The organism is Bacillus sp. FSL R9-9530 (assembly GCF_038008145.1).
Classification (GTDB): Bacteria; Bacillota; Bacilli; order Bacillales; family Bacillaceae_G; genus Bacillus_A; species Bacillus_A mycoides.
Window position 1 is genome coordinate 4,912,674 of sequence record NZ_JBBOYO010000001.1, and the last position, 11,659, is coordinate 4,924,332.

Here is an 11,659-nt window from a genome sequence, read left to right on the forward strand (position 1 = left end):
AAAAACAGGGGATTAACAATTGCGAAGAATCTCTGCAATTGCATCTAGATGTATTGTAATATAAAATAGTTGAACAGGAGTTTAATTTATTATGGAGGTGCTATGTCTAGTATGAATACGAATGAAAGAATTGTGCCCCTCCTACCATTAAGAGGCATTCTCGTATATCCAACGATGGTTCTGCATCTTGATGTAGGACGTGATAAATCGATACAAGCACTAGAGCAGGCGGCAATGGATGAAAATATCATCTTTTTAGCAATGCAAAAAGAAATGAATATCGACGATCCGAAAGAAGATGACATATATAGTGTAGGTACAGTGGCGAAAGTGAAGCAAATGTTAAAATTGCCGAACGGTACGCTTCGTGTCCTTGTAGAAGGTTTACATAGAGCAGAAGTAGTAGAGTTTATCGAAGAAGAAAATATAGTGCAAGTTTCTATTAAAACGGTAACGGAAGAAGTAGAAGATGATTTAGAAGAGAAGGCTCTTATGCGTACGTTACTGGAGCATTTCGAACAATATATTAAAGTTTCGAAAAAAGTTTCAAATGAAACATTTGCAACGGTAGCTGATGTAGAAGAACCGGGAAGACTAGCTGATTTAATTGCTTCTCACTTACCGATTAAAACGAAGCAGAAACAAGAGATTTTAGAGATTGTATCTGTGAAAGAGCGACTACATACACTTATTTCAATTATTCAAGATGAACAAGAGTTACTTAGCCTAGAAAAGAAAATTGGACAAAAAGTGAAACGTTCAATGGAGCGCACGCAAAAAGAATATTTCTTACGTGAGCAAATGAAGGCGATTCAAACTGAACTTGGTGATAAAGAAGGCAAGGGCGGGGAAGTTGAAGAACTTCGTGAGAAAATTGAACAGTCGGGAATGCCTGAAGAAACAATGAGGGCTGCACTGAAAGAATTAGATCGTTATGAAAAATTACCTGTAAGTTCTGCTGAGAGTGGTGTCATTCATAATTATATTGATTGGTTATTAGCTCTCCCTTGGACAACAGCAACAGAGGATATGATTGACCTCACTCATTCGGAAGAAATTTTAAATAAAGATCATTACGGTCTTGAAAAAGTGAAAGAGCGAGTACTTGAATATTTAGCTGTACAGAAGTTAACGAATTCATTAAAAGGGCCAATTCTTTGTCTAGTAGGACCTCCTGGGGTTGGGAAAACTTCGTTAGCACGTTCTATTGCAACATCGTTAAACCGTAATTTTGTACGTGTTTCTCTTGGTGGTGTGCGTGATGAATCTGAAATTCGTGGTCACCGTCGTACGTATGTAGGAGCGATGCCAGGACGTATTATTCAAGGTATGAAAAAGGCGAAAACAGTTAATCCAGTCTTCTTATTAGATGAGATTGATAAAATGTCTAACGATTTCAGGGGAGACCCATCAGCAGCGTTACTTGAAGTGTTAGATCCAGAACAAAACCATAACTTCAGTGATCATTACATTGAAGAGCCATATGATTTATCGAAAGTTATGTTCGTTGCAACTGCTAATACACTTGCAAGTGTTCCGGGCCCATTGCTTGACCGTATGGAAATCATTTCAATTGCTGGTTATACAGAACTTGAAAAGGTGCACATTGCTCGTGAGCATTTATTGCCGAAACAATTAAAAGAGCACGGTTTGCGAAAAGGTAATTTGCAAGTACGTGATGAAGCGCTTCTTGAAATTATTCGTTATTATACACGCGAGGCTGGTGTTCGTACGTTAGAGCGTCAAATTGCAAAAGTTTGCCGTAAAGCAGCAAAAATTATCGTTACAGCAGAACGCAAGCGCATTGTTGTAACAGAGAAAAATATTGTTGATTTACTTGGTAAGCATATATTCCGTTATGGTCAAGCTGAAAAAACAGACCAAGTTGGTATGGCAACAGGTTTAGCTTACACAGCAGCGGGCGGCGATACACTTGCAATTGAAGTGTCTGTAGCGCCAGGAAAAGGGAAATTAATTTTAACAGGGAAACTTGGGGATGTTATGAAAGAATCCGCACAAGCCGCGTTTAGCTATATTCGTTCTCGTGCAGAAGAACTTCATATTGATCCGGATTTCCATGAGAAAAACGATATTCATATTCATGTTCCAGAAGGAGCAGTTCCAAAAGATGGACCGTCAGCAGGTATTACGATGGCAACGGCACTTATTTCTGCACTAACGGGTATTCCTGTAAGTAAAGAAGTTGGTATGACAGGTGAAATTACACTTCGTGGTCGTGTATTACCGATTGGTGGTTTGAAAGAAAAAACATTAAGTGCTCACCGCGCGGGATTAACAAAAATTATTTTACCGGCGGAAAATGAGAAAGATTTAGATGATATTCCAGAGAGCGTAAAAGAAAACCTTACGTTTGTGCTTGCATCTCATTTAGACGAAGTATTGGAGCACGCATTAGTAGGAGTGAAACAATGAAAGTAACAAAAGCAGATATTGTAATTAGTGCCGTTAAACCGGAACAATATCCAGACAGTGATTTACCAGAAATTGCCTTAGCAGGTCGTTCTAATGTCGGGAAGTCTTCCTTTATTAATAAAATTTTAAATCGTAAAAAGTTAGTACGTATTTCTTCTAAACCAGGAAAAACGCAAACGCTGAACTTTTTCTTAATCAATGAAATGATGCATTTTGTTGACGTTCCAGGTTATGGATATGCGAAAGTATCTAAAACAGAGCGCGCGGCATGGGGCAGAATGATTGAAACTTACTTTACAACACGTACGCAATTAGACGCAGCTGTATTAGTAGTTGATTTACGTCACCAACCAACAAAAGATGACATTATGATGTATGATTTCTTAAAGCATTATGAAATCCCAACAATTATTATTGCAACGAAAGCCGATAAAATTCCGAAAGGGAAATGGCAAAAGCATTTAAAAGTTGTAAAAGAAACGCTTGCTGTTGAAATTGGCGATGAAATCGTTCTATTCTCTTCTGAAACAGGACTTGGAAAAGAAGAAGCATGGAAAGCAATTCATAAAATGACAAAAACAAAAAACGCGTGACGAATGTCGCGCGTTTTTTTTTATTTACTAAACTTTTAGCGTACGTTTAATGTAACTTCAATATTTCCTCTTGTTGCTTTAGAGTAAGGACATACACCGTGAGCGGCTTCTACAAGTTCTTGTGCTTCGGCATGAGAAACACCAGCAACATGTACGTCAAGTACAGCAGATAGTCCGAAACCACCATCTGTATCTTTACCGATAGAAACGTGTGCAGTCACTTCTGTACTTTCCACCTTCATACGTTTTGTACGAATTACAAGTTGTAATGCACTATCAAAGCAAGCTGCATAACCAGCTGCAAATAATTGTTCTGGATTTGTTGCTTCTCCGCCTGCGCCACCTAGTGCTTTTGGCATTTTTACATCAAGATTTAATATGCCATCATCTGAAACTACCTTACCGTTTCTTCCACCTGTTGCTGTTACTGAAGCAGTATATAATTTATCCATGTTTATTCCCCTTTTCTGTCATTAATTTTTTTCATTGTTTCAATTAATGTGTTTAATTGGATTAATAAAGAATGATATTCTTGCTCTGTAATTCCTAAATTTGTAGCCATCGTTGTTGGTAATGAACAAGCTATTTCTTTTAAATCTTTACCTTGTTCTGTTAATTCAATACAAACTTTTCGCTCGTCTTCTTTTGAACGAACACGTTGTACAAGTTTTAATGATTCCATACGTTTTAACATAGGTGTTAAAGTACCAGAATCTAAAAATAGACGTTTTCCAATTTCTTTTACTGTTAGTCCGTCTTGTTCCCAGAGTACGAGTAAAGTAATGTACTGGGGATACGTAATGCCCATTTCTTCTAAATAGGGGCGGTAAAAACGGGTAACCTCTCTAGAACAAGCGTAAATAGAAAAACAAAGTTGGTTATCTAGATGCAAAGGATTTTCTTTCATAGGCAACTCCTTGTAATTTTTAAATTGTGCACAATTTAATTTTGTAAAACCAATATAACGAAAAAGAAATACAATGTCAAATGCATTGCATCGAGAAAGTGAGTACTATATTTTGGAACAATCATACATATTTTCCTTCATGATGAAAGAAGATAGAAAAGATGATGTTATAATTAATATGGAATAGTTTCCATCACTTGATTATGAGGACTTTTTTTGGTAACGTACAAATAGAGTTATTATTTTATAATTATTATAAAGTAGAAAGTTCTTTATTAATCTTACTGAAGCTCCTTTATTACATATGGAGAATAAATAAAAAATAATCAGTTGTTCACACGATTGTCAGATTCATAAGAGGAAAGTTGTATTATGATAGTAGATAAAGTGATAAAACGGGTGAAGGGGGACATGCTGCGTGCATATTCTTGTTGTTAGTGTAAATTATCGAACAGCCCCTGTAGAATTTCGTGAGAAACTCACATTTCAGGCAGCAGAGCTAGAGCAAGCAATGACTATATTACAAAACCAAAAGAGCGTGCTAGAAAATGTCATTGTATCAACTTGTAATCGCACTGAGATTTACGCTGTTGTCGATCAATTACACACGGGACGGTATTACATTAAGAAGTTTTTAGCTGATTGGTTTCAGCTTGAAATAGAAGAAGTCGCACCATACTTGTCTATTTTTGAACAAGATGGCGCAATAGATCATTTATTCCGCGTAACGTGCGGTTTGGATTCTATGGTTGTTGGAGAGACGCAAATTTTAGGTCAAATAAAAGATAGCTTTTTAGAAGCACAACAAGTAAAAGCGACAGGTACAATTTTTAATGAGTTGTTTAAGCAAGTGGTTACGTTAGCAAAACGTGCGCACTCAGAAACAACGATTGGTGAAAGTGCGATGTCTGTTAGTTATGCTGCTGTTGAGCTCGGAAAGAAAATATTTGGCGATTTAACGGATTGTCATGTACTTATTCTTGGTGCGGGTAAGATGGGTGAACTTGCACTGCAAAACTTATACGGAAGTGGAGCTCGTAAAGTAACGGTTATGAATAGGACGCTTACGAAAGCGGAAGTGATGGCTGAGAAATATATGGGACATGCAAAGCCTTTAAGTGAATTGCAATGTGCATTATTAGAAGCGGATATTTTAATTAGTTCAACGGGTGCATCAGAATATGTCATTACGAAAGAAATGATGACAAAAGTAGAGAGAATGCGCTCTGGTCGTCCGTTATTTATGGTTGATATTGCAGTACCACGTGATATTGATCCGGCGATTGATGAATTAGAAGGCTCTTTCTTATATGATATCGACGATCTGCAAGGTGTAGTTGAAGCAAACCGTGCTGAACGTTTAAAAGAAGCAGAGAAAATTCAATTTATGATTGAAGAAGAAATGGTTTTATTTAAAACGTGGTTAAGTACGCTAGGTGTTGTACCGTTAATATCAGCTCTTCGTGATAAAGCGCTAGCAATTCAAAGTGATACGATGGAAAGTCTTGAGCGAAAAATACCAAACCTTAGTGATCGTGAGAAAAAAGTAATTAGTAAACATACGAAAAGTATTATTAACCAATTGTTAAAAGACCCAATTTTAGTAGCTAAAGAATTAGCTGTTGAAGAGGGAGCTGGCGAAAAATTAGCTTTATTTGCGAAGATTTTTGATTTAGAAGTGGAAGAAGCGGGAAATACGGAAGAAGTAGAACATAAAAGAGCGTGGACACCATCCGTTCCATCTTTATAACTTGGAAGGATGATCGGATGAGTTTTTTAAATAACAGTATTATTTATCATATTGCAATTATTTTATATGCTTGTAGCATTAGTTTATATTTTATAGATTATTTCCAAAGTAACCGAAAGGCGAACCGCTTTGCTTTTTGGTTACTTTCGATTGTATGGGTTCTGCAGTCTATCTTTATGTTGCTTAGGGCTACAGATTCAGAAACGAATCCTATTTTAACTTTATTATCAGGGATTTATTTTTATGTTTGGTTATTGATTACGATGTCATTAGTCATTAATCGATTTATGCGTATTGACTTTTTAGTCTTTTTTACAAATGTTGTAGCATTTGGCGTAAGCGCTTTTTCTATTTTTACACCGCTCGGAAAGATGTCGCCAGTACTTGCAGAGCAATTAGTTTCAGAACTTGTATACGTGCATGTCGGTATGGCGATTATTTCTTATGCAACGTTTACTGTATCGTTTATTTTTTCTATTATGTATTTATTGCAATACCGACTATTAAAAAAGAAAAAGTGGAATGCGAGATTAAGAAGATTAGGAAATTTGCCGAAGCTTGAATCTATGTCTTACGGATTAAATTTATTTTCTGTTCCGTTTTTCTTATTAGCAATTATATTAGGATGCATATGGGGATATACAAAATTGGATAATTTCCATTGGTATGATACGAAAGTAATTGGGTCTTTTGTCGTTCTATTTGTATATTGCGTGGGCTTATATTTACGAGCAGCAGATGTGTTGCAAGGTAAGAAAATTGTGCAGTGGAATATCGGGGCATTTCTCGTAATGCTAGTTAACATTTTTCTATTAAGCAGTTTATCTAATTTCCACTTTTGGTATTTATAATGAGGAGAGAGAATTATGCGCAAAATTATTGTAGGTTCACGAAAGAGTAAACTAGCATTAACACAAACTAATTGGTTTATTGATCAATTAAAAGCGCTTGGTTTACCATATGAATTTGAAGTGAAAGAAATCGTCACAAAAGGTGATGTTATTTTAGATGTTACTCTTTCAAAAGTAGGCGGAAAAGGTTTATTTGTAAAGGAAATTGAACATGCGTTACTTACGAAAGAAATTGATATGGCTGTACATAGTATGAAAGATATGCCAGCTGTACTTCCAGATGGATTAACGATTGGTTGTACGCCAAAGCGCGTTGACCCTCGTGATGCTTTTATTTCTAAAAACGGAGAATCGTTTAAAGACTTAGCAGAAGGCGCGATCTTAGGAACGAGTAGTTTGAGACGTAGTGCACAACTACTAGCTGCGAGACCAGATTTACAAGTGAAATGGATTCGCGGGAATATCGATACACGCTTACGTAAGTTAAAAGATGAAGATTACGATGCAATTATTTTAGCGACAGCTGGATTACAGAGAATGGGCTGGGACGGAGAAGTTATTACAGAACATTTAGATGAAACGTTATGTGTACCAGCCGTAGGACAAGGTGCATTAGCGATTGAATGTCGTGAGGATGATACGGATTTACTTCAGTTGTTAGCGCATATTAATGATGCAGTAACAGAAAGAACAGTGGCTGCTGAACGAGTATTTCTTCATAAACTTGAAGGTGGATGCCAAGTTCCAATCGCTGGATATGCAACTCTTAAAGAAAATGATGCAATCGAATTAACAGCGCTTGTCGGTTCTATGGACGGTTCTGTTTTATTGAAAGAGATAGTAGTAGGTAATGATCCGAAGCAAGTTGGATTAGAGGCTGCGGACCGTTTAATTAAACAAGGAGCAAAAGAGCTCATCCTTGCTGCAAATAAGGAGCAACAATAAATATGAACGCTCTCGCTGGCAAAACAGTATTGATTACACGTGCCCAGCACCAAGCGAAACAAATGAGTGTAGCAGTGAAAGAAAGGAGCGGAATTCCATTGGAAATTCCGCTTTTGCGTATGGAAGGTACGTCTCATAGGCAAATTCAACATATAGCAGGGCAGCTACATTCGTATGACTGGGTTATTTTCACGAGTAAAAATGGTGTAGCTTTTTTTCTAGATAGTTTGAGAAAGAAGCTCCCCGGACCGATTAAAATTGCTGCAGTAGGCGTGAAAACAAAGTTAGAGTTAGAAAAGCGAGGCTATCAAGTAGAGTTTGTTCCCACTGCATTTGTTGCAGAAACATTTGCCGAAGAGTTTCTAAAAGAATTAAGTGGAAACGAGCGTATTTTATTTCCGAAAGGGAATTTAGCAAGAGATGTAATCCCGGTTAAACTTAGGGAGTTTGGTGTTTTTCTAGATGAGTTAATTGTATATGGTACGAAGGTGAATGTAGAGAAAAAACAAGAACTTATAACAGCATTGAAATTAGGGGAAGTAAATATTATTACATTTACGAGCCCTTCAACTGTTGATAGTTTTGTTCGTTTACTTGAGGGTACAAACTGGAGAGAATGGACGAAAAAATGTACAATTGCTTGTATAGGGCCTATTACGGAAAAAGAGGCGAACCTCTATTTTCCACATGTTATTGTGCCAAAAGAGTACACTGTAGAAGCATTACTACAATGCATTTGTGAATCTATAAAATAAAAGAATGGGGATAGAAATCTATGAATTCTTTACAATTTAATCGTCATCGTCGTTTAAGACAAAGCGGGGGCATGCGTGCGCTTGTACGTGAAACATTTTTACATACAGAAGATTTTATTTACCCTATTTTTGTATTAGAAGGAGAAAATACTCGTAATGAAGTTCCTTCTATGCCAGGCGTATATCAAATGTCTTTAGATTTATTGCAAGCTGAAATGCAAGAGGTCGTTGATTTAGGCATTCGTTCTGTTATTGTATTTGGTTTACCTGCTGAAAAGGACGAAGTTGGATCATCGGCATATTGTGAGCATGGAATTGTACAGCGTGCAATTAAGCAAATTAAAGATGAGTTCCCAGAGCTAGTAGTAGTTGCAGATACATGTTTATGTCAATTCACAAGCCATGGTCATTGCGGTGTTATTGAAGATGGCGTTATTTTAAATGATGAGTCTCTTGCAGCTCTTGCAAAAACAGCTGTAAGTCAAGCGAAAGCAGGGGCAGACATTATTGCACCATCTAACATGATGGACGGATTTGTAACAGCAATTCGCCATGCATTAGATGAAAATGGTTTCGCGCACGTACCAGTTATGTCGTACGCTGTGAAATATTCATCAGCATTTTACGGACCGTTCCGTGATGCAGCACACGGTGCACCGCAGTTTGGTGACCGTAAAACATATCAAATGGACCCAGCGAACCGTATGGAAGCATTCCGTGAAGCAGAATCAGATGTAATGGAAGGGGCCGACTTCTTAATTGTAAAGCCAGCTCTTTCTTATCTAGATATCGTTCGTGATGTGAAAAATAACTTTAACTTACCAGTCGTTGCTTATAACGTAAGTGGTGAATATTCGATGATTAAAGCAGCAGCACAAAATGGTTGGATTAATGAAAAAGAAGTTGTACTTGAGAAATTAATTAGCATGAAACGCGCAGGAGCAGACTTGATTATTACGTATCATGCAAAAGATGCAGCAAGATGGTTACAAGAAGGAGGCGCTAAATAATGAAAAAATTTGATAAGTCGATTGCGGCGTTTGAAGAGGCTCAAAATTTAATGCCTGGAGGCGTAAACAGCCCTGTTCGTGCTTTTAAGTCTGTTGGTATGAATCCGCTGTTTATGGAGCGCGGAAAAGGCTCTAAAGTATATGATATCGATGGGAATGAATACATCGATTACGTATTATCGTGGGGACCTTTAATTCATGGTCATGCGAATGATCGTGTTGTTGAGGCTTTAAAAGCTGTTGCTGAAAAAGGAACAAGCTTTGGTGCACCAACAGAAATTGAAAATAAATTAGCGCAGCTTGTTATCGAGCGTGTACCATCAATTGAGATTGTGCGTATGGTTAACTCTGGAACAGAGGCGACAATGAGTGCACTACGTTTAGCTCGTGGTTACACTGGACGTAACAAAATTTTGAAATTCATTGGTTGTTATCACGGTCATGGTGATTCTTTATTGATTAAAGCAGGTTCGGGTGTAGCAACGCTAGGTTTACCAGATAGCCCTGGTGTACCAGAAGGTGTAGCGAAAAATACGATTACAGTAGCGTATAACGATTTAGAAAGTGTAAAATATGCTTTCGAACAATTCGGTGATGACATCGCTTGTATAATTGTAGAACCAGTGGCAGGGAATATGGGCGTTGTTCCCCCGCAACCAGGGTTTTTAGAAGGACTTCGTGAAGTGACAGAGCAAAACGGTGCACTACTTATTTTTGATGAAGTAATGACAGGATTCCGTGTTGCTTATAATTGTGGACAAGGTTACTACGGTGTAACTCCTGACTTAACTTGTTTAGGTAAAGTAATCGGTGGTGGCTTGCCGGTAGGAGCATACGGTGGGAAGGCAGAGATTATGCGTCAAGTTGCACCAAGCGGACCGATTTACCAAGCTGGAACATTATCGGGTAATCCACTTGCAATGACAGCAGGTTATGAAACGTTAGTGCAGTTAACGCCAGAATCATATGTGGAATTTGAGCGTAAAGCAGAAATGTTAGAGGCTGGACTACGTAAGGCAGCTGAAAAGCATAATATCCCGCATCACATTAATCGTGCAGGTTCTATGATTGGTATTTTCTTTACAGATGAGCACGTTATTAATTATGATGCAGCAAAATCTTCAAACTTAGAATTCTTTGCAGCTTACTATCGTGAAATGGTAGAACAAGGTGTATTTTTACCACCTTCTCAATTTGAAGGTTTATTCTTATCGACAGCACATAGTGATGCAGATATTGAGGCGACAATTGCGGCGGCCGAAATTGCAATGTCAAAATTAAAAGCATAATTTCTTAGAGAAAATCGCTTTCCATTAGGGGAGCGATTTTTTTTATTCATAAAGTAGCCTTAGGGAACATAAATCTGTAATGACATATAGTTTGGGAGGGGGAAAAGAAGTGGCAACAGATCATTCATTACGATTTTCATTAAAAGAATCTGTTTGGTTCCAGAAGGGACAGGAAGTCGAAGAACTTTTGTCAATTTCGTTAGATCCAGACGTTGAGATAGAGGAGCTCGATCATGAAGTTATCGTGAGGGGGCAATTAGATTTAACGGGAGAGTACGTTGCAAGGCAAGATGATTCAGCTTATTCGTTAAGAGAGCTATCACCAGCAAAGGCAATTGATTATGTAGAAACAAGGGCAGACGGGGTTAATGAGCTTGTCCATTCCTTTCCGCTCGAAATATCAATTCCAAGAAATCGAGTGAAAGTAATTGAAGAATTATATGTATCAATCGAGGAATTTGATTATGAATTAAAGGAAAATGGTTGCTTACAACTATTAGCGGATATATCTATTACAGGTTTATGTGACGAAGAAAGAACCGAGGATGAAGAGGAAGAGACGGTGTATGCCGAGTTGGAAGCTGATTCAGCTGAAGAAGATGAAAGTAGACCTGCACCGCACGAAGAGGTACCAGCCTATAAAGAATCAGATGGATGGGAAGATTATGCATTTGAGCCGTTTCAGTTAGAAGAAAGAAAAGAGCAAGAAATAGAAGAAGAGGAATTAGAAGAACATGAACTTGTGGAGCGTGAAGAGGAGCAAGAAAAGACGCCACAATTTGAATTGTTCGGGCGGAAAAATTTCAAGAAAGAAAAAGCGAAAAAGCAGGAAGAGCCAGAGGAAGAAGCATATTCACAGCGAGATGAAAATGCACTTTATTTAACGAAATTATTTACGAAAGAACCAGAAGAAGAATTTACGAAGGTAAGAATGTACTTCGTACAAGAAGGAGATACAATTGAATCGGTTGCAGAACGTTATGAAACGACTGTACAAAGCTTATATCGTGTAAATCAATCAGAAGATATATATTTAACTACAGGGCAAATTATATATATTCCTGTTTCAAAAGCAACAGTGAAATAAGTGAGTGAGTTTTTTCACTCACCTCTTTTCTTTTCCTAG

The 11,659-nt window shown here is 37.6% G+C and carries 11 protein-coding genes; 9 read left to right on the plus strand and 2 right to left on the minus strand.

Translation table 11 applies throughout. The annotated features are described in order from the left end of the window. Positions 1-102: 102 nt before the first annotated feature. On the plus strand, positions 103-2,433 hold the full coding sequence (lon, locus tag MKX66_RS24910) for an endopeptidase La (protein WP_193652390.1): 2,331 nt from the start codon (positions 103-105) through the stop codon (positions 2,431-2,433). Further along, entirely contained in the window at positions 2,430-3,026 is a 597-nt protein-coding gene (gene yihA, locus MKX66_RS24915; RefSeq protein ID WP_002088829.1) for a ribosome biogenesis GTP-binding protein YihA/YsxC, read from the plus strand. Before lon ends, yihA begins: the two co-directional genes overlap by 4 nt. A gap of 35 nt (positions 3,027-3,061) precedes the next feature. Here yihA and MKX66_RS24920 read toward each other — a convergent pair whose 3' ends face one another. Further along, complete coding sequence (locus MKX66_RS24920; protein WP_002015349.1) at positions 3,062-3,478, minus strand: organic hydroperoxide resistance protein; 417 nt, start codon at positions 3,476-3,478, stop codon at positions 3,062-3,064. 2 nt (positions 3,479-3,480) lie between these two features. Beyond that, a complete protein-coding gene (locus MKX66_RS24925; protein WP_341087353.1) occupies positions 3,481-3,933 on the minus strand; it encodes a MarR family winged helix-turn-helix transcriptional regulator in 453 nt (150 codons plus the stop codon). A 418-nt stretch (positions 3,934-4,351) separates the two neighbouring features. Here MKX66_RS24925 and hemA point away from each other — a divergent pair, with 418 nt between their 5' ends. The 7 genes from hemA to spoVID all read left to right on the plus strand — a co-directional run bounded on the left by hemA (position 4,352) and on the right by spoVID (position 11,620). Beyond that, positions 4,352-5,683: a glutamyl-tRNA reductase gene (gene hemA / locus MKX66_RS24930; protein WP_002015353.1), complete on the plus strand. Its 1,332-nt coding sequence runs from the start codon at positions 4,352-4,354 to the stop codon at positions 5,681-5,683. A gap of 17 nt (positions 5,684-5,700) precedes the next feature. After that, entirely contained in the window at positions 5,701-6,534 is an 834-nt protein-coding gene (locus MKX66_RS24935; RefSeq protein ID WP_002015354.1) for a cytochrome c biogenesis protein, read from the plus strand. A 15-nt stretch (positions 6,535-6,549) separates the two neighbouring features. Further along, complete coding sequence (gene hemC, locus MKX66_RS24940; RefSeq protein ID WP_002034194.1) at positions 6,550-7,479, plus strand: hydroxymethylbilane synthase; 930 nt, start codon at positions 6,550-6,552, stop codon at positions 7,477-7,479. A gap of 2 nt (positions 7,480-7,481) precedes the next feature. Continuing rightward, the gene (gene hemD / locus MKX66_RS24945) at positions 7,482-8,234 is read left to right on the plus strand and encodes a uroporphyrinogen-III synthase (protein ID WP_002015357.1); all 753 of its coding nucleotides are present in this window, start codon (positions 7,482-7,484) and stop codon (positions 8,232-8,234) included. Positions 8,235-8,254: 20 nt separating this feature from the next. Further along, positions 8,255-9,244, plus strand: a complete 990-nt coding sequence (gene hemB, locus MKX66_RS24950; RefSeq protein ID WP_002015358.1) for a porphobilinogen synthase — start codon at positions 8,255-8,257, stop codon at positions 9,242-9,244. Then, positions 9,244-10,533, plus strand: coding sequence for a glutamate-1-semialdehyde 2,1-aminomutase (hemL, locus tag MKX66_RS24955; protein WP_088293440.1), 1,290 nt, complete (start codon positions 9,244-9,246; stop codon positions 10,531-10,533). The genes hemB and hemL overlap by 1 nt, the downstream gene beginning before the upstream one ends. Positions 10,534-10,612: 79 nt before the next feature. Next, positions 10,613-11,620 (plus strand): stage VI sporulation protein D, encoded by a 1,008-nt coding sequence (spoVID, locus tag MKX66_RS24960; RefSeq protein ID WP_170969887.1) that lies wholly within the window; start codon positions 10,613-10,615, stop codon positions 11,618-11,620. Positions 11,621-11,659 lie beyond the last annotated feature (39 nt).